This is a genomic window from Methylobacterium sp. AMS5, assembly GCF_001542815.1.
Lineage (GTDB): Bacteria > Pseudomonadota > Alphaproteobacteria > Rhizobiales > Beijerinckiaceae > Methylobacterium.
Genome location: NZ_CP006992.1, coordinates 3,343,863 through 3,368,232, shown reverse-complemented (window position 1 = coordinate 3,368,232; position 24,370 = coordinate 3,343,863). Strand labels below are relative to the sequence as shown.

Annotated in this window: 23 protein-coding genes; 8 read left to right on the top strand and 15 right to left on the bottom strand. The window is 68.8% G+C overall.

Translation table 11 applies throughout. The annotated features are described in order from the left end of the window. Positions 1-154 precede the first annotated feature (154 nt). Positions 155-1,126: a LysR substrate-binding domain-containing protein gene (locus Y590_RS15155; RefSeq protein ID WP_060770584.1), complete on the bottom strand. Its 972-nt coding sequence runs from the start codon at positions 1,124-1,126 to the stop codon at positions 155-157. A gap of 147 nt (positions 1,127-1,273) precedes the next feature. Here Y590_RS15155 and Y590_RS15150 point away from each other — a divergent pair, with 147 nt between their 5' ends. Continuing rightward, positions 1,274-2,866, top strand: a complete 1,593-nt coding sequence (locus Y590_RS15150; protein WP_060770583.1) for a catalase — start codon at positions 1,274-1,276, stop codon at positions 2,864-2,866. A gap of 293 nt (positions 2,867-3,159) precedes the next feature. Here Y590_RS15150 and Y590_RS15145 read toward each other — a convergent pair whose 3' ends face one another. The 7 genes from Y590_RS15145 to Y590_RS15115 form a co-directional block, all read right to left on the bottom strand. After that, positions 3,160-3,891 (bottom strand): BA14K family protein, encoded by a 732-nt coding sequence (locus Y590_RS15145; RefSeq protein WP_060772310.1) that lies wholly within the window; start codon positions 3,889-3,891, stop codon positions 3,160-3,162. A gap of 182 nt (positions 3,892-4,073) precedes the next feature. Then, on the bottom strand, positions 4,074-5,777 hold the full coding sequence (gene lnt, locus Y590_RS15140; protein ID WP_060770582.1) for an apolipoprotein N-acyltransferase: 1,704 nt from the start codon (positions 5,775-5,777) through the stop codon (positions 4,074-4,076). 28 nt (positions 5,778-5,805) lie between these two features. Then, positions 5,806-6,957, bottom strand: a complete 1,152-nt coding sequence (locus Y590_RS15135) for a hemolysin family protein (RefSeq protein ID WP_060770581.1) — start codon at positions 6,955-6,957, stop codon at positions 5,806-5,808. A gap of 36 nt (positions 6,958-6,993) precedes the next feature. Next, entirely contained in the window at positions 6,994-7,479 is a 486-nt protein-coding gene (gene ybeY, locus Y590_RS15130) for an rRNA maturation RNase YbeY (protein ID WP_060770580.1), read from the bottom strand. A 70-nt stretch (positions 7,480-7,549) separates the two neighbouring features. After that, positions 7,550-8,656 (bottom strand): PhoH family protein, encoded by a 1,107-nt coding sequence (locus tag Y590_RS15125; RefSeq protein ID WP_060770579.1) that lies wholly within the window; start codon positions 8,654-8,656, stop codon positions 7,550-7,552. Between the two features lie 36 nt (positions 8,657-8,692). Further along, positions 8,693-10,033, bottom strand: a complete 1,341-nt coding sequence (gene miaB / locus Y590_RS15120; RefSeq protein WP_060772309.1) for a tRNA (N6-isopentenyl adenosine(37)-C2)-methylthiotransferase MiaB — start codon at positions 10,031-10,033, stop codon at positions 8,693-8,695. Between the two features lie 116 nt (positions 10,034-10,149). Continuing rightward, positions 10,150-10,698, bottom strand: a complete 549-nt coding sequence (locus Y590_RS15115) for a PH domain-containing protein (RefSeq protein ID WP_060770578.1) — start codon at positions 10,696-10,698, stop codon at positions 10,150-10,152. A 98-nt stretch (positions 10,699-10,796) separates the two neighbouring features. Here Y590_RS15115 and Y590_RS15110 point away from each other — a divergent pair, with 98 nt between their 5' ends. Next, the gene (locus Y590_RS15110) at positions 10,797-11,240 is read left to right on the top strand and encodes an MEKHLA domain-containing protein (protein ID WP_083530868.1); all 444 of its coding nucleotides are present in this window, start codon (positions 10,797-10,799) and stop codon (positions 11,238-11,240) included. Positions 11,241-11,244: 4 nt separating this feature from the next. Here the strand turns inward: Y590_RS15110 and Y590_RS15105 are convergent, their stop codons facing one another. The 4 genes from Y590_RS15105 to Y590_RS15090 all read right to left on the bottom strand — a co-directional run bounded on the left by Y590_RS15105 (position 11,245) and on the right by Y590_RS15090 (position 14,072). Continuing rightward, on the bottom strand, positions 11,245-12,123 hold the full coding sequence (locus Y590_RS15105) for a lysophospholipid acyltransferase family protein (RefSeq protein WP_060770577.1): 879 nt from the start codon (positions 12,121-12,123) through the stop codon (positions 11,245-11,247). Positions 12,124-12,148: 25 nt separating this feature from the next. Then, the gene (locus tag Y590_RS15100) at positions 12,149-12,670 is read right to left on the bottom strand and encodes a GNAT family N-acetyltransferase (protein WP_060770576.1); all 522 of its coding nucleotides are present in this window, start codon (positions 12,668-12,670) and stop codon (positions 12,149-12,151) included. Beyond that, entirely contained in the window at positions 12,667-13,347 is a 681-nt protein-coding gene (tsaB, locus tag Y590_RS15095; protein WP_060770575.1) for a tRNA (adenosine(37)-N6)-threonylcarbamoyltransferase complex dimerization subunit type 1 TsaB, read from the bottom strand. Before tsaB ends, Y590_RS15100 begins: the two co-directional genes overlap by 4 nt. A 158-nt stretch (positions 13,348-13,505) precedes the next feature. Further along, positions 13,506-14,072 carry a NifU family protein gene (locus tag Y590_RS15090; RefSeq protein WP_060770574.1) on the bottom strand — a complete coding sequence of 189 codons (567 nt, stop codon included), beginning with the start codon at positions 14,070-14,072 and terminating at the stop codon, positions 13,506-13,508. A 203-nt stretch (positions 14,073-14,275) separates the two neighbouring features. On the opposite strand from Y590_RS15090, the gene rpoZ reads away from it, so the two are divergent. From rpoZ to Y590_RS15065, 5 genes are all read left to right on the top strand, one after another. Next, positions 14,276-14,686 (top strand): DNA-directed RNA polymerase subunit omega, encoded by a 411-nt coding sequence (rpoZ, locus tag Y590_RS15085; protein ID WP_003602879.1) that lies wholly within the window; start codon positions 14,276-14,278, stop codon positions 14,684-14,686. Positions 14,687-14,909: 223 nt separating this feature from the next. Beyond that, complete coding sequence (locus Y590_RS15080; RefSeq protein WP_060770573.1) at positions 14,910-17,141, top strand: RelA/SpoT family protein; 2,232 nt, start codon at positions 14,910-14,912, stop codon at positions 17,139-17,141. Positions 17,142-17,254: 113 nt separating this feature from the next. Beyond that, entirely contained in the window at positions 17,255-17,605 is a 351-nt protein-coding gene (locus Y590_RS15075) for a hypothetical protein (protein ID WP_060770572.1), read from the top strand. Between the two features lie 150 nt (positions 17,606-17,755). Further along, complete coding sequence (pyrE, locus tag Y590_RS15070) at positions 17,756-18,346, top strand: orotate phosphoribosyltransferase (protein ID WP_060772307.1); 591 nt, start codon at positions 17,756-17,758, stop codon at positions 18,344-18,346. A 516-nt stretch (positions 18,347-18,862) separates the two neighbouring features. Further along, positions 18,863-19,519, top strand: a complete 657-nt coding sequence (locus Y590_RS15065; RefSeq protein WP_060772306.1) for a LabA-like NYN domain-containing protein — start codon at positions 18,863-18,865, stop codon at positions 19,517-19,519. A 220-nt stretch (positions 19,520-19,739) separates the two neighbouring features. Here the strand turns inward: Y590_RS15065 and smpB are convergent, their stop codons facing one another. Next, complete coding sequence (gene smpB / locus Y590_RS15060) at positions 19,740-20,213, bottom strand: SsrA-binding protein SmpB (RefSeq protein WP_060770571.1); 474 nt, start codon at positions 20,211-20,213, stop codon at positions 19,740-19,742. Positions 20,214-20,333: 120 nt separating this feature from the next. Next, on the bottom strand, positions 20,334-21,224 hold the full coding sequence (dapA, locus tag Y590_RS15055) for a 4-hydroxy-tetrahydrodipicolinate synthase (protein WP_060770570.1): 891 nt from the start codon (positions 21,222-21,224) through the stop codon (positions 20,334-20,336). Positions 21,225-21,423: 199 nt separating this feature from the next. On the opposite strand from dapA, the gene Y590_RS15050 reads away from it, so the two are divergent. Beyond that, complete coding sequence (locus Y590_RS15050; RefSeq protein WP_060770569.1) at positions 21,424-23,748, top strand: lytic transglycosylase domain-containing protein; 2,325 nt, start codon at positions 21,424-21,426, stop codon at positions 23,746-23,748. Here the strand turns inward: Y590_RS15050 and Y590_RS15045 are convergent. Continuing rightward, the gene (locus tag Y590_RS15045; protein WP_060772305.1) at positions 23,738-24,331 is read right to left on the bottom strand and encodes an HD domain-containing protein; all 594 of its coding nucleotides are present in this window, start codon (positions 24,329-24,331) and stop codon (positions 23,738-23,740) included. The two genes, Y590_RS15050 and Y590_RS15045, sit on opposite strands and share 11 nt — an antisense overlap. Between the last annotated feature and the right edge of the window lie 39 nt (positions 24,332-24,370).

The window sequence follows — 24,370 nt, the reverse complement described above, 5'->3', positions numbered from 1 at the left end:
CGATCGCCTCGGCTTTTGCTTCGGCCTCAAGCGCCAGCGACCGCGGAACGTCTCGGCCCCTCGGGCTCTCGCTCCGCGCAGCGCTCTTCGCGTCGCGAAGCCGCCAAGCGGCTTCGAGCGACTGCCCAGAGAGACGTCGCCACCGCGGCGGGCGTCAGGCGGTCCACCGTTCCCGCTCGCCGGACGGCGGGGCACCATAGGCCTCATCCTCCCGGCAGGCGGCGGTGCCGGGCGGGGCGTGCGCCCGGAAGAAGGCTGCGAGATGGGCAAGACCCGCCGCCCGCGGATCGCTGGAACGCCATGCCAGCGCGAGCGTGCGGCCGGGCCCCTCTCCCTCGAAGTGACGCACCACCGTGAGCCCGGTCGGATCGGGGCCGGAGGGAATCGCCAGTGCCGGGATCAGCGTATAGCCGGCGCCCGCCGCCACCATCGAGCGCAGGGTCTCGAGGCTCGTGGCGTGGCGGCCCGCGCCGCGCAGGGTGCCGCAGGCGGCGATCGTCTGGTCGCGCAGGCAATTGCCCTCGTCGAGCAGCAGCAGGTCGGGCCCGTTCAGGTTTTCCGCCCGCGGCGGGGCGCCCTGGGCGAAGGCGTGGTCCACCGGGCAGGCGAGCCGGAACGGCTCGACGAAGAGCGGCGAGACGGTGAGCCCGGAGGCGGCCACCGGCAGGGAAACCAGGGCCGCATCGATCCGCCCGTCGCGCAAGCCATCGAGGATCTCGGCGGTGCGCGCCTCGCTGAGCGCCAGCGTCAGCAGCGGAAATTCCTGGCGCAGCAGGCGCAGCACCAGCGGGAAGTAATAGGGCCCCAGCGTCTGGATCGCGGCCAGCACCAGCCGGCCGGTGAGCGGGGAGCCGCGCCCCTCGACGGCGAGCGCCAGCAGGCGTTGCGCCTCGCCGAGCACCACCCGGGACTGCCGCACGATCCCCTGCCCCGCGACCGTCAGCAACACGCGACGGTTGGATCGTTCGAACAACGTCAGTCCGAGCGCGTTCTCCAATTTGCGAACCTGCACGGAGAGCGTCGGCTGGCTCACGTTGCAGCGCTCGGCAGCCCGGCCGAAATGCCCTTCGTCGGCAACAGCGACAACATATTCGAGATCGCGCAGGGACAGCCCGGAGAGATTCATAGGCTGTATCTATCACATCGTTTGTGACGATGCATTTGCTAATGGGTCATGCCTGGGTCATACCGTCGAAACAGAATGGTTCCAGGCTGTGCGGACGCACCGAGCGATCCACCCTGAAGCCCCTGCCTCCCAAGGAGAAAGTGACGCATGAGCGAGAACCGTCCGATTCTGACGACCCGTCAGGGCCATCCGGTCCGCGACAACCAGAGCACGCGCACGGTCGGCGAGCGGGGACCGGCGACGCTCGAGAACTACCAGTTCATCGAGAAGATCACCCATTTCGACCGCGAGCGCATTCCGGAGCGCGTGGTGCATGCCCGCGGCGCCGGCGCCCATGGCTGGTTCGAGGCCTATGGCAAGATCGGCGACGAGCCCGCGTCCAAGTATACCCGCGCCCGCGTGCTGAACGAGACCGGCGTGAAGACGCCGATGTTCGTGCGCTTCTCCACCGTGGCCGGCGCCAAGGAGAGCCCTGAGACCGAGCGCGACCCGCGCGGCTTCGCGGTGAAGTTCAAGACCGTCGAGGGCAACTGGGACCTCGTGGGCAACAACCTCAAGGTCTTCTTCATCCGCGACGCGATCAAGTTTCCCGACATGATCCACGCGTTCAAGCCGGACCCGGTGACGAACCGCCAGGAGGCGTGGCGCTTCTTCGACTTCGTGGCCCAGCACCCCGAGTCGATCCACATGGTCACCCACCTGAAGTCGCCGTGGGGCATTCCGGCCAACTATCGCGAGATGGAAGGCTCGGGCGTCAATACCTACAAGCTGATCAACGACCAGGGCGAGGCAGTGCTCTGCAAGTTCCACTGGGAGCCCAAGCAGGGCGTGCGCAACCTGACCTCGGGCCAGGCGTCCGAGATCCAGGCCAAGGATGTCGGCCACGCCACCCGTGACCTCTACGACAACATCAAGGCCGGCAATTTCCCCGAGTGGGAATTCTGCGTGCAGATCATGCCCGACGGCCCGAACGACCACCTGTCGTTCGATCCGCTCGACGACACGAAGCTGTGGCCCGTCGAGGATTTCCCGCTGCTGCCGGTCGGCCGCATGGTGCTGGACCGCGTGCCGGACAACTTCTTCGCGGACGTCGAGCAGTCGGCCTTCGGCACGGGCGTGCTCGTGGACGGCATCGACTTCTCGGACGACAAGATGCTCCAGGGCCGGACATTGTCCTACTCGGACACGCAGCGCTACCGGGTCGGCGCCAACTACCTGCAACTGCCGATCAATGCGCCGCAGCCCGGCGTGAAGGTCTACTCGAACCAGCGCGACGGCCAGATGACCTACAGCGTCGATGGCACCGGCCCGAACCGCCACATCAACTACGAGCCCTCGACGCTCGCCGAGGGCCTGCGCGAGGCACCCAAGCCGGCCAAGGACTACCACCAGCCGGTCCAGGGCAATCTCGGCCGCTACCAGACTTCGCGGACCGAGGACGACTACACCCAGGCCGGCGTGCGCTACCGCTCGTTCCAGGATTGGGAACGTGAGGATCTGATCGCCAACCTCGTCGCCGACATGAAGCAGTGCCCCGAGCCCATCCAGCTTCGGATGGTCTGGCACTTCTGGCACGCCGACGAGGATTACGGCCGCCGCGTTGCCGAGGGCGCGGGGATCGATCTGGAGAAGGCCAAGGCCCTGCCGCCGCTGCCGGGCCGTGCCGCCCCGCATAAGCGTCTCCCGGCCGAGACCTACACCGACGGCAGCCACGCCGTGCACAAGGTCGCCGCCGAGTAAGCGTGGCTCACAAACCTCCCGACCACGGCCGGTTCTCGTCTTTAGCGCCGCGGTGTAGCGGGAGTTTTGTGAGAGACACAAAACCTTCGTCCTGGATACCTGATCAAGGACGATGGTTGAGACTCTTGTTTTCGCATCATCTTTTTTCCGAAAGCCGGCAACTCGCTTTCGGGACGATGCTCTAAGACGATCGTCTGAACCACGTAAAAAACCCCGCTCGACCGTCAGGTCGGGCGGGGTTTCTTTTGGGAAGAGGCGGGAGCACCAAGCAATGCTCCCGTCGTCTCGAAGTCTTACGGGCAGGAGCGGCGCACGCCGCGGCGGACGATGTAGGTCTGCGTCTGCGGGTCGTAGGTTTTGAAGCGGCGCGCACACTCGGCCACCAAGTCCTCGTCGCCGCCGGGCGCGACACCGGTGGTCACCGTCTCAGTGCCGTAATAGCCGGCCGGCGCGTAGTAACCGTCGTCGTAGCCGTATCCATAGCCGTAGCCCGGATAGCCGTAGGCGCCGTAAAGGCCGCCAGCGGCAAGGCCGAGCCCCGCTCCGAGCCCTAAGCCGAGCCCGAGGCCGCCATAGCCGTAGCCCCGGCGATAGAAGCCGGCATTGCGCCAGCGGTTGCCGCCGTACCAGCCGCGCTGGCCGAATCCCGGCCGCACGCCCGCCACGCCGTTGCCGAAGCCCGGACGACCCACGCCGAAGCCGGGGCGGCCGGCAAAGCCACCGCCACGGAACCCGCCGCCGGCGAGGCCCGCTCCGCCACCGCGGAAACCGCCCCCGGCCAGACCGGCTCCGCCGCCACGGACCCCGCCGCCGCCAAACCCCGCTCCACCACCGCGGAAGCCGCCTCCGGCAAAGCCGCCGCCGCGGCCGAACCCGCTCACGCCGCCTGCGCCGAGAGCGCTGCGGAAGTTGCCGCCGCCGAGGCCGCCGGAACCGCCGACACCGATCGGGCGCGCGTCTGCGCTCGCCGGAAGATAAGCCAGCGCGCCCGCAAGGACGGCCGAGGCCAGGAAGATCTGTTTCATCGTCATTCCCTTGGAATTCGAGAGAATGGCCTGCGCCGGTTTCCACCGGCGAAAAATGGGCCGTTATCTTGAGAACGCTTGACGATGACGGATGATCCTAAGGCCAAGATTGCTCGAGTGTCGCGTCGGCGTCGCAATTCACGCGCGGACGTCTCGAAAGCTCCGCGGTCTTACCTTGGCCGTTACGTCCGGCGGCGGCGTGCGGCGAGCGCGATCAGGAGGCAGCCGATGAGGCCGGCACCGAAGGGGAGGTCGCCGAAGGCGGCGTAGAGGGTGCGTCCGGGCAGCCTTGCCGGCAAGCTCGCATCGAGCACCCCCTCGATCCCGAGCGGAAGGCTCGCGATGACCCGGCCATGGGCATCGACCACCGCCGAGATGCCGGAATTGGCGTCGCGCACCAGCGGCAACCCCTCCTCCACCGCCCGCAGCCGGGCTTGCGCGAAGTGCTGGCGCGGGCCCGGCGTGTCGCCGAACCACGCATCGTTGGTGAGGTTGAGGATCAGCCCCGGCACGGCGGGCGCACCCTCGGTCGGATCGGGCGGCAGGATCGCGCCGGGAAAGATCGCCTCGTAGCAGATCGTCGCCGCCACAGGCGGCAGGCCCGGCACGTTGAGGATGCGCTGGCCGGCGCGGTCGCCTGCGGTGAAGCCACCGGGGATGGAGACGAACTGGCGCAGACCCAGAGCCCGTAGCAGCGCATCGAGCGGCCCGGGCAGGTATTCGCCGAAGGGGACGAGGTGGACCTTGTCGTAGAGGTCGCCGAAACGCCCGCCCGCGCCCATCGTCAGGATCGAATTGAAGAAGACGGCGTTCTCGCGGGTCAGCCGCTCGCCGTCGGGCCGTTCGCGCACCCGCGCGGCACCGGTGATGAGCTGCTTGCCCTCGGGCAGCGCAGCGCCGATTCGCCCGAGCGCCTGCGGATCGCGCTGGATCAGGAACGGAAAGGCCGATTCCGGCCAGATCAGGTGGGTGACATCGACGATGCCGGTGCGGTCGGGCGAGAGCGCGCGGTCGCTGAGTTCGAGATACCTGCCGACGATCCGCTCGCGGTTTTCCGAGCCGAACTTGTCGTCCTGTGGGATGTTGGGCTGGATCAGCCGCAGGCGCACGCCCGCCACCGTCGGATCGGGCGCGGAAGGCACACGCCCGGCGCCGTAGGCGGCAAGCCCCGCGAGCGCGACGAGGGCTGCCAGCACCGGCCCGAACCGGCCCCGCGGCGTCGCGCCGGTGGCGAGCGTCGCGGGTGCGGCGGCGATCAGCACCGCGAGCAGGGTCAGGCCGTAGAGGCCGACGAGCGATGCGGCTTGCATCGTCCAGAGGTTGCCCCCGAGCGCCATGCCGAGGGTGTTCCAGGGAAAGCCCGTCAGGATATGCCCGCGCAGCCATTCGGCGGCGGCGAGCCCGAAGGCGAGCGCCGCGATGCGGGCGGCTCCCCGCGACCAGACGAGGCGGGCGAGGGCGAAGCCCGCCGCGATGAACAGGGCGAGCACCGCCGGCAGGCCGACGACGCCGAGCGGCAGCGCCCAGGCGAACTGATCCGCCTCGACGAGGAAGGCGGCGCCGAGCCACCACAGACCGGCGGTGAAGTAGCCGAAGCCCCAGGCCCAGCCGATGCCGGCGCAGACACGCAGGGTGCGCCGGACGGAGCCGTCGATCGCCGCCCCGTCGATCAGCCAGACGGCGATCGAGAGCGACACGACGAGCGCCGGGAACAGCCCATAGGGCGGCATCGCCAGCGCGCCGCAGGCGCCGGCCGCGACGGCGATCGCGGCCCGCGTCCATCCCTGGCTCAGGATGATCCGGTGCGCGATGGCCTCGAAGAGGCCGATCCGCGCCGCGGCCGGGCCTATTCCGGCGCCGGGCGCGCGGCCGAGCGGAGCGGTCATGCCGTGTCGCTTCGATTCCGTTGTATCTTCAGCGCCCGGCCTCGGCAGCTTGCGCGGTGTCCGTGTCGGGTGCCTGCGCCGCCGCCGCCGGTCGGGGCGGCGGCAGGGCGAGCGGTACCACGGTGCCGATCTTGGCTTGCGCGCGCTGGAGCTTGATCCGCTTCACCCGCCGGGGATCGGCGTCGAGCACTTCGAACTCGATGTCTTCGGGACCGGGAATCCGCTCGCCGCGCGCCGGAACCCGGCCGGCCAGCGTCACGATCAAGCCGCCGATCGTGTCGATCTCGGCTGCAAGCTCCCCGAAGGCGGCGGCGAGGTCGAGGCCGGTGGCCGCCGACACCTCCGCGAGGCCGGCGCGCGCGTCGACGATATAGGCCTCCGTCTCGCCTTCCATGCGGTTGACGAGCTGGCCCTCGGCCACGTCGTGCTCGTCCTCGATGTCGCCGACGACCATCTCGATCAGATCCTCGATCGAGATCAGCCCGTCGGTGCCGCCATACTCGTCGATGACTAGCGCCATGTGGGTGCGCGTAGCCTGCATCCGCACCAGCAGGTCGATGGCCGGCATGGAGGGCGGCACGAACAGGACCGGGCGCTGGATGCGGGTGGAGGCGAGCGTCGCGCTGAGATCGACCTTGCCGAGATCGAGGCTGCGCAGCGCGCCGCGGGCAGAGGCCGTGCGGCGCGGGCGCGGCGTGGGCTTGGCCTCGGCGCCGGTGGCCACCACAGGCTGCGGCGCGGCACGGCGCGGGGGGGCTTCCGCCTGGGTGGCGAGGTATTCCACGAAGTCGCGGATGTGGACCATGCCGCGGGGATCGTCGAGGGTTTCACCGTAGACCGGCAGGCGCGAATGGCCGGCGGTGCGGAACAGCTTCAGGAGATCGCTGAGGCTGGTGTCGCTGGACACGGCCACGATGTCGGCGCGGGGCAGCATCACATCGTCGACGCGCACCTTGTGCAGCCCGAGCACGTTCTTGAGCATGGCGCGCTCAAGGGGAGAGAAGGCGTCCTCACCCGTGTCGGGTTCGGCCAGGGCCTCCTCGATGTCGGTGCGCAGGGAGTCGCGCGGACGCATTTGGAAGACGTTCAGCAGACGATCGTACCACGCCTCGCGTGGGGGCGGTTCGGCGTCCGCGACTGGCGCGGCCAGGGCCGCGCCGCGACTTCGGTCGTTGGTCATGGGTCTCTAGGTTGGATACGGCGGGAGTGCCGGAGATCAGTCGTCGTAAGGGTTTGGAATGCCGAGTGCGCGGAGCGCGGCGACCTCGAGCGCCTCCATGGCGTCGGCCTCAGCCTCGCCGGTCTCATGGTCCTGTCCGAGAAGGTGAAGGGTGCCATGGACGAGGAGGTGGGCGAAATGGTGCTCGAAGGGCTTCGACCGCTCCGCACTCTCGCGCACGAGCGTGTCATACGCAAGAACCACATCGCCGAGAGGCCGGGCCAGACCCGGCCGGAACGGTTGCTCCGCGGCCGGAAACGATAACACGTTGGTGGGTTTATCCTTGTTCCGCCACGTGCGGTTGAGCGCTTGGACGGTGGCGTCGTCGGCAAGCAGGATGCTCACTTCGACGGGTCCGGAGGCCGAATCGGGCAGAATGGCCAATCCCGCCTCGACCGCCCGCAGCGTGAACGCCTCCAATTCGGGGATCGCCTGTTCCCAGCGCGCATCCTCGACGGCGATGTCGATCTCGTTGTCGCTCATGTGTGGTTTCTGGTCAGTACCGTCAACGCCCGTGCGGTGCCCCATAGGCCGCCGCGATTGATGTCGCCGCTCACGCCAGCGGCCGGCGCCGCGGGTTCGGGTTGCGGTCGGCCTCGCTCTCGCCGTGGGCGGCGGATTCGTAGGCGGTGACGATCCGGCGCACGAGGTCGTGGCGCACCACGTCCACATCGCGGAAGCGCACGCGGCCGATGCCCTCGACGCCGTCGAGCACGTTGACCGCCTCCACAAGGCCGGATTTCTGACCCGGCGGCAGGTCGATCTGGCTGGGATCGCCGGTGATGATCATGCGCGAGTTCTCGCCCAATCGGGTCAGGAACATCTTCATCTGCATGGAAGTGGTGTTCTGCGCCTCATCGAGCAGCACCACGGCGTTGGTCAGGGTGCGCCCGCGCATGAAGGCGAGCGGGGCGATCTCGATGATGCCGGTCTGGAGGCCGCGATCGACGTGGCGCGCCTCCATGAAATCGTAGAGCGCGTCGTAGATCGGGCGAAGATACGGATCGACCTTCTCGCGCATGTCGCCGGGCAGGAAGCCGAGCCGTTCGCCGGCCTCGACGGCCGGGCGCGACAGGATCAGGCGCTCGGCATGGCCCTGCTCCAGCAGCGAGACCGCGTGGCCGACCGCGAGCCAGGTCTTGCCGGTGCCGGCGGGGCCTTCCGCGAAGACGAGTTCGTTGGCGCGCAGGAGCTTGATGTAGTCGCTCTGCGCGGCGTTGCGGGCGCGCACGGCACCGCGCTTGCGGGTGGCGATCTGCTCGAACTGCTCGCGGCCGTTATCGGCGACGATCTCGGCGGAGGGGAACAGGTTGCCCTGGACGGTGACCTCCTGGATCACCCCGTCCACGTCGCCGAGCGTCAGGGTCGTGCCGGCCTTCTGCACCCGCGTGTAGAGCCGCTCGAACACGCGCCGCGCCTTCTCGGCGGCCTCGGGCGTGCCCTTGACCACGAGGTGGTTGCCGAGCGCGGTGCCGGTGATGCCGAGTCGCCGCTCGATATGGGCGACGTTCTGGTCGTACTGGCCGAAGACGAGGCTGGCGAGCCGGTTGTCGTCGAAGGTGAGCGAGACCTCTACGGTCTCTGCGAGACCCGGACGCCCCGGTGAGGGGCGGTTGTTGCGGCCGGCAGGGCCACGGGCGGACGCAACGTCAATCGGCACGCGAGAGATCCGGCATGGTGATGGGCCTCATATAGGTCACGCGGCCGCCGCCGCACCCTCCAGCGCTTCGCCGAACAGGCTGTTGGAGCCCGCCCGCGTAATCCGCACCCGCACCACCGAGCCGATGGTCGAGGCCGGCGCATCGAACTGCACCGCCTGGAGATGCGGCGTCTTGCCGGCGACCTGACCCGGATGCCGGCCGGTCTTCTCCACCAGGATCTCGGTGAGCGTGCCGACGCTCGCCGCATTGTAGGCGTGGCGCTGCCGGTCGAGGAGTTCCTGGAGGGCGGCGAGCCGCTCGGTCTTCACCGCCTCCGGCACCGCATCCTCGCGTTCCGCCGCGGGCGTGCCGGCCCGCGGGCTGTACTTGAACGAGAACGCCGCCGAAAAGCCGATATCGGAGACGAGCCGCATGGTCTGCACGAAATCGGCATCGGTTTCGCCGGGAAAGCCGACGATGAAATCCGAGGACAGGGCGATGTCGGGCCGCGCGCTTCGGATGCGCTCGATCAGCCGGCGGTAGGCATCGCCCGTGTGGCGCCGGTTCATCGCCTGGAGGATGCGGTCCGAGCCCGACTGCACCGGCAGGTGCAGGTAGGGCATCACCAGCGGGTTTTTTTCGTGCGCGGCGATGAGATCATCCGCGAAGTCGTTGGGGTGGCTCGTCGTGTAACGCAGGCGCAGGAGGCCCGGCACCGCGGACAGCGCGTCCATCAGGTGGCCGAGGGTCGCGGGTGCGCCGTCCGGCCCGTCGCCGTGATAGGCGTTGACGTTCTGGCCGATGAGGGTGATCTCGCGCACCCCGCCCTCGACGAGGCGGCGCGCTTCTTCCACCACCGCCGCCACCGGGCGCGAGACCTCCGCGCCGCGGGTATAGGGCACGACGCAGAAGGCGCAGAACTTGTCGCAGCCCTCCTGCACGGTGAGGAAGCCGGTGACGCCGCGGTTGCGCCGGGCGGGCAGGTGGTCGAACTTGTCCTCGGCCGGAAATTCGGTGTCGACGACGCGGCTTGTTCGCGATTGGCGCAACAAATCGGGCAGGCGGTGATAACTCTGCGGGCCGACGACGACATCGACCGCCGGTGCGCGCGAAAGAATCTCGCGGCCTTCCGCCTGCGCGACGCAGCCTGCGACCACGATGCGGGTGTCGTGCCCGCTCTCGGCCCGCTCGCCCTTCAGCACCCGCAGGCGCCCGAGTTCGGAATAGACCTTCTCGGCGGCCTTCTCGCGGATGTGGCAGGTGTTGAGGACGACGACATCGGCCTCCTCGACCGAGTCCGTCGCGCTGTAGCCCTCGGCCGCCAGCACGTCGGCCATGCGGCCGGCGTCGTAGGCGTTCATCTGGCAGCCGTAGGACTTGACGTAGGCTTTCTTCAAGATCGTATCCCGAGGCAGCCGGCACGAGGCCGAAAGGCCGCCGCTCATCGATTCAACAGGGGTCCGATGGCACGGAGCGGCTGCGACTAGCACATTTCTCGCAGGTCGTCGCGGCGTCAGTCGCGGCGCGCTGCATCGATGAGGCCGCGCAGGCGTTCGTACGCTTGGTCGGCGTCGGGGATGTCCCTGATCATCGCGCCGCTGCCGAGGGTGCTGCTCAGGCCCAATGAGTTGAAGAGACTCCAGGGTTTGAGAGCCCCGGCAGCTTGCGTGTCGAGACAGACGGAGCCCAGCCCGATGCTGCGCTGGAGCACCCCACGCCGCAGCGACGCCTCGCATATATCGCGGAACATCAGGCGTTTGGCATGGATGGTCAGGAAGCCTTCCTCGATCTCGATTCGATCAGGATAGAGGCGATAGCGCGTCGTGCGGTAGTTCATCGCGCGTGAAATGACGACGACGACAGGAAATCCGATGAAGACGACCGAGCCGATGGCGGCGAGGGAATTTGCCAACGTCGTCGAAGCCCCGAAAGCCTCATGGTACATCCCGCCGAAGAAGCCGGCGGCCCAAACTGTGAAGAAAAGTTGTAAGGGAACCTGTTGCAGCAACGCGATCCACAGAACGAAAACCGGGCGATAGGTCGCCAGAGGCTTTTCGGTCATTGAGTCCCCCGATCCGATGCACGTTCTGGTCGCAGCCGTGTCGGTGCAGGTCAATTGCGGCCGGGTGCGTAGGGCGCCTTCGGGAGGGATGAAGAGCGATGGTGCATCTCCAAGGCGATCCCCGCTTCTTCACCCTGCTGACCGGCAGCTTCCTGCGCCTCGTCGGCCGCCCGCTCGTGCCTGCGCCGGATCTCGGGCCGGACTGGCTCTACGCGTCGGCGCCCTTCGCGGTGCTGGCCCACGACACGGGCCCCGACCCGCTTTTCGTCTACGCCAACCGGGCGGCGCAGCGGGCCTTCGGCTACCGCTGGGACGACATCGTCGGCATGCCCTCGCGGCTCTCGGCCGAGGCGCCGGAGCGGGCCGAGCGCCAGCGCCTGCTCGATGCGGTCGCCCGAGACGGATTCGTCTCGGATTATGCCGGCATTCGCGTTGCCAAGGATGGGCGGCGCTTCCCGGTCGCCGAGGGCATCGTCTGGCAACTCGTGGATGAGGGCGGGATCGTTCGCGGCCAGGCGGCGACCTTCCCCCTGCCAGCCTGAACGGTCACACCGCGGCGACGCCCGGCGCCGAGACGTCGGCGCCCTCCCCGATTGTTTCCGGCGCCGCCGGCATCGGACGGGGGGCGGCCCCGCCGAGGTGGATCTGGCGCAGGCCCTGCCGCACGGCGGCCTCGGCCTGCAGGGTCGCGACCTTGCGGTCGGTGGCGGCCTCGAAGGCGATCGGCGCGCCCCAGTTCACGTGCACGTCGATGGGGCCGCGGTGGGCGAACAGGGCGAGATGCGGCGCGAGTTCCATGTCGCCGTACCATGCGATCTCCGGCCGCTCGGCGCGGGTCACCGGCAGGCCGTTGCGGCGCGGGTAGCCCAGCGCCAGGGGCTGGAGCCGGATGCGCGCGAGTCCGCCGGTCTGCGCCGTCAGCGCCGTCCGGGCGGCGCCGACCAGCGAGGAGCGGAACGGCAGCAGGCGCAGGCCATCGCCGGTGGTGCCCTCGGCGAACAGCACGATCAGGTCGCCATTTGCCAGCCGTTGCCCGACCGTGGCGTTGACGTGGGCGGTCGCCGTCCGCTTGGAGCGCTCGATGAAGACGGTGCGTTGGAGCTTGGCCAGCAGGCCGATCAGCGGCCAGCCCGCGATTTCCGACTTGGCCACGAAGGAGAGCGGGCGCAGCGACCCGAGCGCGACGATGTCGAGCCAGGAGACGTGGTTCGAGAGCACGAGCGCCGGCTCGCCCGGCTGCGGCGGCGTGCCGCTCTGCGTCACCCGAACGGAGAACAGGCGCAGGAACAGGCGGTGGAACAGCATCGCGATGTGCGCCGCGAGCCGGCCCCGGCCAAAGCGCAGGCTGAGCCAGTGCGGCCCGATTACGATCAGGAAGGCCACCGCCTGGACGAAGAGGCGGAGGCCGATGCCGATGCGCGTCATCGGGCGGATGCGCTCCCGCAACGCTTCACGACAGCGTCGCGCTCATGGTCAGCGCCGTGGCCCGGCTGCCGTCGGGCAGCGGGTAGTAGCCCTTGCGCTCGCCGATCTTGAGGAAGCCGTGGCGGGTGTAGAGCTTCAGGGCCGGCGTGTTGCCCTCGTCGACTTCGAGATGGACGGTGCGGATGCCGGCATAGGCCAAAGCGGTCAGGTGCTCGCGCAGGAGCCGGTGGCTGTGGCCGCCGCCGCGGGCGGACGGCGCCAGAACGATGGTGAGGATTTCCGCCTCGTCCACGGCCTTACGCGACAGCACGAAGCCCAGCAGCGCATTGCCCCGGCGCAGGGCATGCGCCTCCGTCGAGCGCTCGCACAGCATCCGCTCGAATTCGTGGGCCGCCCAGGGGCGGGCGAAGGCGGTGGCGTGCAGCTTTTCCAGGTCGGACGCCTGACCGGCGTCCCGCAGCGGCGCGACGTAGGGCACGGAGCCCCAGGCGTCCCACCATGCGGACCACCAATCGAGCGGCCAGAACGGGGAGACGGTCCGCGTCATGCCCTTGCGAGCCTCGCATGCTGCTGCGGCTGGGCGTCGGGCCCGCGCAGGTAAAGGGGGCGCGGCAGCGCCTGGTCCGGATCGGCGACGAGCCCGAGCGAGGCGACCCAGGCGATCTGCGGCGCGCCGGTCTCGGCGACGTCGACGGAGAGGCCGGCGGCAGCGGCTGCCGCCGCGAGCGCGGGAGCGCCGGAGCCGGTGAGGATCGCCCGTCGCTTGCCGAGCAGGGTCACCGCCTCCTCCAAAGCGATGTGCCGGGGCGGAATCACCGTGCCTTCCCTCACGCTCATGGCCTGGAGGTAGACGGCGCCGTGACGCGCATCGATCGCGGCGGCCACCGTATCGTCGCCGTTGAGGGCGAGCTGCGGCGCGAGCAGGGCGGACAGAGTGGTCACGCCCACGACCGGAATGCCGGCGGCGAGCCCGATGGCGCGGGCGGCGGAGAGGCCGACGCGCAAGCCCGTATAGCTGCCGGGCCCGACCGTGACCGCGACGCGGTCGAGACCTTCGAAGCCGCCCTCGACCCGAGCCATGACCCGCTCGATCAGCGGCAGGAGCGCTTCGGCGTGCCCGCGCACGAGCGGCATCGACTCCTCGGCGAGCAGGTCGTCGCTGTCGTCGGTGGCCACGCAGGCAGCGCAGGCTTCGAGCGCCGTATCGATGGCAAGGATCCGCAAACGTCGATTCCATCCGGCGGCGGGCCGCAAGCGCCCGCCTTCGGGCTAATCATAGGACAAAACCGCCCTCCCCGTCAGCGCATCCGCGGCCGACCTCCCCAAGGAAGCGGTGCGGTGTTGCGCCGATGCCAGGGGAAGCCGGGCGGCGGGGCCGCCGATTAGATCGCCTGGACTTCCCGCACGGAGGGCAGGAAGTGGCGGAACAGGTTCTGCACGCCCTGGCGCAGGGTCGCGGTGGAGGACGGGCAGCCCGAGCAGGCGCCCTTCATCTCGAGGTAGACGATGCCGTCGCGGTAGCCGCGGAAGGTGATGTCGCCGCCGTCGCCCGCCACCGCCGGGCGCACGCGGGTCTCCAGCAGGTCCTTGATGGTGGCCACGGTGTCGTGATCGGCCTCGTCGTAGAACTCCTCCGTCTCGTCCTCGGCGAGCGCCGTGCCCTCGGCCAGAACCGGGCGGCCGGACTGGAAGTGGTCCATGATCGCGCCGAGCACGGCGGGCTTCACCTGCGGCCACTCGTTGACGCCGTCGGCCTTGGTGACGGAGATGAAGTCGTGCCCGAAATAGACGCCCGAGACGCCGGGCACCGCGAACAGAGCGGTGGCCAGCGGCGAGCGCTCGGCGGTCGCGGTGTCGCGGGCCTCGAAGGTCCCGTCGGTGAGCACGACGCGGCCGGGCAGGAACTTGAGCGTGGCGGGGTTCGGCGTGGCTTCGGTCTGAATGAACATGTGAAGAATCCTCGGGTCCGCTGGCGCCGGTTCAAGGCCGGCCGGGATCGGCGCCGGGGTCGACCGGCGCCGCTTTCCATGTGGACCGGGAGAGACGGATTCTCAACCGCTCCCGCGACTTGTTGGACAGCGATAACCGGTGTAGGAAGCCCGTTCATCACGCATATCGTTCGTATCCGCGCCTGAGGAAGGAGCCGCCTCGCATGGCTCGCGTCACCGTCGAAGACTGCATCGAGAAGGTCGAGAACCGCTTCGAGCTGGTCCTGCTCGCCAGCCACCGGGCGCGCCTGCTCGCCGCCGGCGCCCCGCTGACCGTGGAGCGCGACCGCGACAAGAACCCCGTCGTGGCCCTTCGCGAGATCGGCGACGAGACCATCACGGCCGAGGATCTGAAGGAGCAGCTCATCCACTCGATGCAGAAATACGTCGAGGTGGACGAGCCCGAGGCCGAGACCGTGCCACTCCTGTCGAGCTCGCCCGCCGCCGCCGCGGTGGCACCCCAGTCCTCCTCGGACGACAAGAACGTGCAGTTCGACTTCATGAGCGAGGAGGATCTCCTCCGCGGCCTGGAGAACCTCGCGCCCCCGACCGAGACCGACGACGAAGGCGAGTAAGCCCTTTCGGCGATTCGGCCCGCGCGTTTCACGCCCGCCCTCGGTCCCCGAGCGGCGGGCGTTCTCATGTCGCGCTCTCCCGCAGAGTGGGCGCAACAGTCGCGCTCGCGCCGCGACGCCATGGGTCTGGCGCAACGGCCGCCGATGCAGGAATGTATCATGCGATCGACCGCGCCCTTCCGGCCGGGCCCCCTTGCAGATTGAGAGCAGGATCCTTCGGCGGATGATGCGCCAGTACGAACTCGTCGAGCGGGTCAAGCGCTACAATCCCGCCACGAACGAGGCGCTTCTCAACCGCGCCTACGTCTACGCCATGCGGGCGCACGGCACGCAGAAGCGCGCCTCCGGCGATCCGTTCTTCGCCCATCCCCTCGAAGTCGCCGCGATCCTCACCGACCTGCGCCTCGACGATGCGACCATCGTCGCGGCCGTCCTGCACGACACCGTCGAGGACACCGCCGCCACGCTCGACGAGATCCGCGAGATCTTCGGGCCTGAGATCGGCGCGCTGGTGGACGGGCTGACCAAGCTCAAGCGCCTCGACCTCGTCTCGAAGCGGGCGGTGCAGGGCGAGAACTTCCGTAAGCTCCTCCTGGCGGTGGCCGAGGATGTGCGGGTGCTTCTGGTGAAGCTCGCCGACCGCCTGCACAACATGCGCACGCTCCACTTCATGCGCGACGACAAGCGGGCGCGGATCGCCGAGGAGACCCTCGACATCTACGCGCCGCTCGCCGGCCGCATGGGCATGCAGGAGCTGCGCGACGAGCTGGAAGACCTCTCGTTCCGCACGCTGAAGCCCGAGGTCTACGCCACCATCACCAAGCGGCTCGAAGACCTCTCGGCCAAGTCCGGCAGCGTGATCGAGAGCATCGAGCACGACCTCACCGCCCGGCTCGCTGCGCGCGGCATCGCCGCTCACGTGAAAGGGCGGCTGAAGAAGCCGTTCTCGATCTGGTCGAAGATGGAGCGCAAGTCGGTCGCCTTCGAACAGCTCTCCGACATCGTCGGCTTCCGCGTCATCGTCGGCACCCTGGCCGAGTGCTACGCCGCGCTCGGCGTCGTGCATACGAGCTGGCCGATGGTGCCGGGCCGCTACAAGGACTACATCTCGACGCCCAAGCAGAACGACTACCGCTCGATCCACACCACGGTGATCGGGCCGAAGCGCCAGCGTGTCGAGCTGCAGATCCGCACCGCCGAGATGGACGAGATCGCCGAGTACGGCATCGCCGCCCACGCCCATTACAAGGAGGCCTCCAACGAGGGCGCCGAGGGCGAGATCCACCCGCGCCTGGCCACCGAGAGCGGTGCCTACCAATGGCTGCGCCGCACCATCGAGCTTCTGGCCGAGGGCGACTCGCCGGAAGAGTTTCTGGAGCACACCAAGCTGGAGCTGTTCCAGGATCAGGTGTTCTGCTTCACGCCCAAGGGCCGCCTGATCGCCCTGCCGCGGGGCGCCACGCCGATCGATTTCGCCTACGCGGTGCATACCGATGTCGGCAACACGGCGGTGGGTGCCAAGATCAACGGACGGCTCGCACCCTTGCTGCACGAACTCGCCAACGGCGACGAGGTCGAGATCGCCCGCTCCGACGGCGCCTCGCCGCCGGCCGCGTGGGAATCGCTCGTCGTCACCGGCAAGGCGCGCTCGGCGATCCGGCGGGCGACCCGCGCCGCCGTGCGGCGCCAATATGCCGGTCTCGGCCGCCAGATCCTCGACCGCGCCTTCGAGCGGGCCGGCAAGAGCTTCTCCGAGGAGAAGCTGCGCGGCTCGCTGCCCCGACTCGCCCGCGCGAGCACCGAGGACGTGTTCGCCGCCGTCGGGCGCGGCGAGATGTTCTCCGGCGACGTGGTGAAGGCCGTCTATCCCGATTTCAAGGAGGAGCGGCGCGCGGGGGCGAGCGGCGGTCCGGCGGCCAATGGCGCGGCGGGGCGCCTTACCCGTTCCAAGGATCAGACCATGCGGCTGACCTTCTCGGGTGATGCCGAGGGGGCCTCGGCCTTGGCCAGCATTCCGATTCGCGGTCTCGCCGGCGACCTGCCGGTGAGCTTCGCCCCGAACGGCGGCGCCCTGCCGGGAGACCGCATCGTCGGCATCCTCACCCCCGGCGTCGGCGTGACGATCTACCCGATTCAGTCGGCCGCGCTCGCCGCCTTCGACAACGAGCCCGAGCGCTGGCTCGACGTGCGCTGGGACGTGGAAGGCTCGCAGGAGCGCTTCCCCGCCAAACTCGCGCTCGAATCGATCAACGAGCCCGGCACGCTGGCGCAGATCGCCCAGGTGATCGCCGAGCATGACGGCAACATCGACAATGTTTCGATGAAGCGTCGCACGCAGGACTTCACCGACATCTCCATCGACCTCTCGGTGCCGGATCTGAAGCACCTCACGGCCATCGTCGCGGATCTGCGCGGCAAGCGCTCGGTGAGCCGCGTCGAGCGGGTGAACGGCTGACGGTCGATCCTGTGGGCGCCGCTTGCCGGAACCGATCCCGGGACAGGTCATTCCGTCACGGAACCAGCCTATGGACGGCTGGGTTTGCGACGCGCTTTTCCGGAGCGACCACCATGAGGCTTTCCCTGGTCACCGCCGTCATCCTCGCGCTCGGCATCCCGCTCACTGACGAGGCCGGCGCGCAGGGTCTGCAGCCCGGTATGCGGACGATGATCCAGCGCGGCGGCACCGAGGGTCTGCCGCTCGTTCCCGCCCATCCCGACGACCTGGATGACAGCAAGCTGCAGCCGGGCATGCGCACGATGATCCAGCGCGGCGGGAGCGAGGGGGTGCAGCTCGGCGCGCTGCTGCCCCGGGCCTACGACCCCTACTTTGACGGGCCGGCCTACGATCCGTCCTATCCCCCGCCCGCCTACGAGACCCGTCCTGATCGGCGCCGGGAGCCACTTCGCGTGCGGAACTAGAGTCTCGGAGACGCGCCACCGAGGGGAATGGCGGTTCGGCGGCCGTCGTCGCGGTCGATGCACTCTCAGTTGATGCATTTGGCCTTCGGCTTGCGCCCCGCTTGCGCCGCTGCAAGAAGCAGCGGAACACGGTTTGGCGAGCAGGTGATCATGACGCCGGAAGACGTTCTCGAAGAGTTCCGTTCCGCAGGGGCCCTGCTGCAGGGACACTTCATTCTCAGCTCCGGCCTGCGCTCGCCCACCTTCCTGCAGAAGATGACGATCTTCTCCGATCCCGCGCGCACCGAGCGGCTGTGCCGGGCGCTGGCCGAAATCATCACAGCCCGCTTCGGCCGGATCGACATCGTGGTCTCTCCGGCCATCGGCGGCATCATCCCCGGCTACGAGACCGCCCGCCATCTCGGCGCCAAGGCGATCTTCGTCGAGCGCGACCCCGGCGGTCCCTTCACCCTGCGCCGCGGCTTCTCGATCCCCGCCGGCACCCGTGCCGTCATCGTCGAGGACATCGTGACGACAGGCCTCTCGGCCCGGGAGTGCCTCGCCTCGCTGAAGGATGAGGAGGGCGAGGTGGTGGGTGCCGCCTGCCTGATCGACCGTTCGGGCGGACGCGGCGAGATCGGCGTGCCGCTCCTGTCCCTGGTCACGCTCGACATCCCGACTTACGCACCGGACGCCTTGCCCGCCGAGCTGGCCGCTATCCCCCCGGTCAAGCCAGGCAGCCGGGCCTTGCCGAAGCCCTGACCCGCGGCGTGACGGCACGGGACGGATGCCGGTTCGGCGGCGACCGCGAAGGTTCTGGGCAGGCAACTCATGTCGACTCGCTCTTTGCGGCAACTTCAGGTATGTAAATACCGCGGCTCATTCTTGTGGAAGCTATGCCGCAACCGCTAGTACGAAAATGATTTGATAGAATACGCTCTGGGTTGCGTAAAATCATCTTCGGTTGGATTTGGCGCCGGCGGCCTTAACTCTTTCTGGCGCTTGACAGGAATTGCGTGCTCGGTCACCACAAGGGGGGATTCGGGCCGGACTCTGCTACGCTGTTCCGAGTCCTGCACCTTTCCGACACTGCGATCCCGTTGGCCGGATCACGCCCTTCCGAACGGACAGCGTGGTTCGGAATGCAAAAATTGCTATGCGTCGAGAGTGCAGGGATGCCGGACTTCGGCAGCGCATTGAATCCGCGGTTTCATGTACTGCATTCATGTCTGAATTTCTAAAAACAAACTCTTTCATCTCAAGAGCATGGGTCAATCGATGAGTGATAAGCAACGTACCGCAGTCTTTATCGATGGTGCAAATTTGTATGCGACCACGAAGGCGCTCGGTTTCGACATTGACTACAAGCGGCTGCTCAAGGATTTCCAGAGCCGCGATAATCTTATTCGTGCTTTCTATTACACGGCAATGATCGAGGATCAGGAGTATTCCTCGATTCGCCCGCTGATCGATTGGCTCGACTATAACGGCTATCGGGTCGTCACCAAGCCGGTGAAGGAATTCACCGACTCCGCCGGGCGCCGCAAGATCAAGGGCAACATGGATATCGAGCTCGCCATCGACGCGCTCGAACTGGCCCCCCACATCGACCACATGGTGCTGTTCTCCGGCGACGGTGATTTCCGCTCGCTCGTGGAAGCGATCCAGCGCCGCGGCGTTCGCGTCTCCGTCGTCTCCACCATCCAGACCCAGCCGGCGATGATCGCCGACGACCTGCGGCGTCAGGCGGACGAGTTCATCGATCTCGCCCATCTCGCAAGCCGGATCGGCCGTGACCCGAGCGAGCGCACCGCCCGCGCGCCCGGTGACAGCCCCCGCCGCGACTTCGCCGAGCGCGCGCCCCGCCCCAACCCCGGTCTCGAGAGCCGCTACGGCATCCGGCCCGGCGCGACCGACGAGGAAGCGGAAGGCTGAGCGGAGCTTTGATGCTCGGATCGCGGTGGCGGGTGAAGACCCGTTGCCGTCGATCGTGAGGCCGCGCCGAACTCATCCGGCGCCCTGCCCTATCCGGAGAAGACGCGCTCCGGATCGCGTCATTTTGCGGTGATGGCGGAGCGCGTCGGTGCTCGCTCGGGGGGCATCGCCGATCGGACGGGTCCGGCATGTCCCGGCGCCGAAACGTCGAGGGCCGGACTCAGCCCTTGTCGCGCATCAGGCGAGCCTTGTCGCGCTGCCAGTCGCGTTGCTTGACGGTCTCGCGCTTGTCGTGGAGCTGCTTGCCCTTGCCAAGGCCCAGCTCGACCTTCGCCCGGCCCTTGTCGTTGAAGTAGATCTTCAGCGGAATCACCGTATAGCCCTGGCGCTGGGTCGCGCCGATCAGCTTGTTGATCTGGCGGCGGTGCAGCAGCAGGCGGCGGGGCCGCTTGGTGTCGTGGTTGAAGCGGTTCGCCTCCAGATATTCCGGGATGTAGGCGTTGAACAGCATCAGGTCGTTGCCGGACGGCCCGGCATAGGACTCACCGATCGTCGCCTTGCCGCCGCGCAGCGATTTCACCTCGGTGCCGGTCAGCGCGATGCCGGCCTCGAGCGTGTCCTCGATCGCGTAGTGGTAGCGGGCGGAGCGGTTGTCGGCGACGACGCGCCGGCCGGGATCGGGTTTGGGTGCCATTCGTCTTCAGGTTCGTGATCAGGCGACAGTCCACCGGTGTGGGGATTGCCACCGATATGGGGGCCGCCACGTTTTCCGGCGAGGCTTCCCGCCGGATCTTGTCGAATCAATCCGGCGGCGTCAGATCAGGCCGGCATGAGCGAGCGCGGCATCGACCGCCCGGCGGCAGCCCTCGGTCGCCGGCACCAGCGGCAGGCGCACCTCCTCCGACATCAGCCCGAGGCGCGAGAGAGCGTATTTCGCCGGCACCGGGTTCGATTCGTAGAACATCTGCACGTGCAGCGGCATCAGCCGGTCCTGGATCTTCAGGGCCTTGGCATAGTCGCCCGCCAGTGTCGCTTCCTGCAGATCAGCACAGAGCCGGGGTGCGACATTCGAGACCACGGAGATGCAGCCGACCCCACCATGGGCGTTGAAGCCGAGCGCCGTCGCATCTTCGCCAGAAAGCTGGATGAAGTCTTCTCCCAATGCCTGTCGCTGGAGGCTGACACGGTCGATCTTGGCCGTGGCATCCTTCACGCCGGCGATGTTCTTCAGTTCGAACAGCCGCTTCATGGTGTCGACGCTCATGTCGACCACGGACCGGCCGGGGATGTTGTAGATGATGATCGGGATGCCGACGGCGTCGTTCACCGCCTTGAAGTGGGCGTACATCCCCTCCTGCGTCGGCTTGTTGTAGTAGGGCGTGACGGTGAGCACCGCATCCGCGCCGACGCTCTCGGCATGACGGGCCCGCGCGACGGCCTCCCGCGTCGAGTTCGATCCGGCGCCCGCGATCACCGGCACCCGGCCGGCGGCCTCGGCGACGCAGACCTCGACCACGCGGTCGTGCTCGGTGTGGCTCAGCGTCGGGCTCTCGCCGGTCGTGCCGGTCGGCACCAGGGCGTGGGTGCCATGCTCGATCTGCCAGTTCACGAATTTCCGGAAGGCCAACTCGTCGAACTCGCCGTCGCGGAACGGGGTCGCGAGCGCGGTCATCGAGCCGCGAAGGCGGGCGTGGGTATCGGTCATCCTGGCGTTCCCGGCCGTTCTTCTTGCCTGTTTCCTGGCGTGCCCCGGTGGCTGCGGCCGCGTACGGGCCGCGCTTGGGACGCGCGAGACATAGGCCCTCCCCCGTCCGTGCGCAAACGCTTCGCTTGCGCAGTTAATGCCATCTTAACGGACCGGGGCCCAGCTTAAGGCTTGGCCTCCGGTCGGGGTGTCTCAGATCATGGCGTTGCCCACACGCTCCCTGCCCCTGCTCCTCGGCCTGCTGCTGTCCGGCACGGCCGTGCTACCACAGCGCGGCGGGGCCATCGAACTCCGCAACCCGCAGCCAGCCTCCGCCCCCGCCGCCCCCGCGAGCGATGCCACCGCGCCCGCCGGGCAGCCGAGCGACGGCCAGGGCCCCGCCTCGGATCCCGTCGCGGCGGACGCGCTGCGCCTCGATCCGAGTGCCGGCGAAGCGGCCTCCGACAAGCCCCTGCCCGCCGCGGCGTCCTCCTACGCCTCGACCGAAGCGGATGGCCCTGTCGCCTTCCCGTTGCCGGATGCGGCCGTATCTCCGGCCGCCCCCTCCCCTGAGGTGCCGGACCCGGCCCGGCCGGTCGCCTTCGGCGAGACCGATCTCGGCCAACTCCGCGAGACGATCGACCTCTACCGCAAGGGCAAGGTCTCCGACGGCGACCGGCTCGCCGCAGGCTTCTCCGATCCGGCGGCGCGGGCGCTGCTCGAATGGGTCGCGATCCGTGCGGGTGCCGGCGTCAGCTTCGAGCGGGTCGTCGCCTTCTCGCGCGCCAATCCCGATTGGCCGGCGGGCCCCCTGCTGCGCCGCCGGGCCGAGGAGCGGCTGCTCACGGAGAAGAAGAGCCCAGGCGTGGTGCGCGCCTATTTCGCGAGCGCCAAGCCGGCGAGCGCGCCGGGCAAGTTCGCCCTGGCCCTGGCCCTGCGCGCCGACGGGCTCGAGGCGGATGCGGCCGAACTCGTGCATGACCTGTGGCGCGAGGAGAGTTTCGGGCGCAGCCTTGAGGCCAAGGTCACCGACGCTTTCCCCGGCGTGCTCACGGTCATCGACCACCGCTACCGGATGGAGCGCGCCCTCCTGAAGGAGGATTGGGTCACCGCCGCGCGCGCGGCCGAATATGCCGGCGGCTCCTATGCCAGCCTCGTGCGCGCCCGCCGGGCGGTGCAGGGCAAAGCCGGGGCGGCGGCCGCACTCGCGGCGGTGCCGCCGTCGCTGCGCAACGATTCGTCCTACCTGCTCTCGCGCGCCCAGTATTTCCGCCGCGCCGACAAGGCGCCGGAGGCGGCCAAGGTGCTGCTCGCCGCGCCGACCAACCCGGAGGTGCTCGCCGACGGTGACACGTGGTGGGTCGAGCGCCGCATCGTCGCTCGCAAACTGATGGATGCGGGCGAGACCAAGACTGCCTACGCCGTCGCCGCCGCGCATTCCGCCCGCACCTCCGAGAAGCGGATCGAGGCCGAATTCCACGCGGGCTGGATCGCGCTCCGCTTCATGGCCGATCCGGCCGCGGCCGAGCGGCACTTCGCGCAAGCCGCGAGTGTCGCCGAGACGCCGATCTCGCTGGCGCGTGCCGCCTATTGGCAGGGCCGCGCGGCGGAAGCCGCGGGCAAGACCATCGAGTCGAAGAGCTTCTACGAGCGCGCCGCGCTTCAGCCGATCGCCTATTACGGGCAGCTCGCCCGCGCCCGGCTCGGCCAGCACAGCCTGCCCCTGCGCCGCGCCGCCGAATTGAGCCCGACGGCGCGCGCCGCCTTCGACGACCGGCTCTTCGTGCGCGGCCTGAAGCTTCTGGCCGCCGCTCAGATGAAGGAGTTGGCGCTGCCGCTCTACATCGATGCCGCCCGCTCGCTGACCGAGGAGGCGCAGGTCAACGCGCTGGGCGAGGCCGCGGTGGAGATGCGCGACGCGCGGGCGCTGGTCTCCATCGGCAAGCTCGCCACGCAGCGGGGGCTGGCGCTGGACACCCATGCCTACCCGACCATCGGCATCCCCGATTACGAGACCTTCACCGCGGTGCCGCAGGTCGAGCGCGCCATGGTCTTCGCCATCGCCCGGCAGGAAAGCCAGTTCGATCCCCGCGCCCAGTCCGGCGTCGGCGCCAGGGGGCTGATGCAGATGATGCCGGCCACCGCCCAGCGCACCGCCAAGCGCGTCTCGACCTCTTATGAAACGGACCGCCTCACCAGCGACCCCGCCTACAACGCGCGGCTGGGCCAAGCCCATCTCGGCGAGCTGATGGAAGACTGGAAGGGCTCTTACATCCTCGCCTTCGCCTCCTACAATGCGGGCGGCGGCAACGTGAAGAAATGGGTCGACGCCTACGGCGACCCGCGCCGGCCGGATGTCGATCCGATCGATTGGGTCGAGCGCATCCCCTTCACCGAGACGCGCAACTACGTGCAGCGGGTGATGGAGAACCTGCAGGTCTACCGCAACCGCCTCGACGGCAAGAGCGCGCTCATGATCGAGCGCGACCTCGCCCGCGGCGCCCGCACCGCCATCAGCGCCGAAGCGCAGCCGGTCACACCGTAGTGGCGTGACCCTGGTAGTGGCGGCGGACCAGCGCTTCCACGAAGGGCCAGAGACCGGGGACGCCGCGCTCGATCACCGGCTGGTAGCGTGCCATTACCTGCGCCTCGCTGAGGCCGTTCTCGGCCCAGGTGCCGCCCTCGGTCAGCGTATTGAGCAGCAGCGGCTGGAGCCGGTCGAGCGCCTTGGCGAACCGGGCCTCCGCCGTCTCGCTCGCCTCGAATTCCCGCCACAGCGCGACGAAGCGGTCCCGCTGCGGTTCCGGCAGGAGGCCGAAGATCCGCGCGGCTGCAGCTTCCTCGACCCGCGCCAGGGCGGCGGCGTCATAGGCGCCATGGATCGGCACATCGCCGGCATCGACCTCGACGATATCGTGCACCAGCAGCATCGCGACGACGCGGTTCAAGTCGAGACCGGGCGCGAGATCGCCGAGAACGAGCGCGAACATCGCCAGATGCCACGAATGCTCGGCCGAGTTCTCGCGCCGACGCTCGCCGATGGTCCGGTTCTGGCGCAGCACGGCCTTGAGCCCGTCGATCTCCGCGAGGAACGCGAATCGGCTCGCGATATCGGCAGCGTCGTCCATGTCGTTGTTCCCGGCATCGTGCGGCACGGTTGAAGGGTT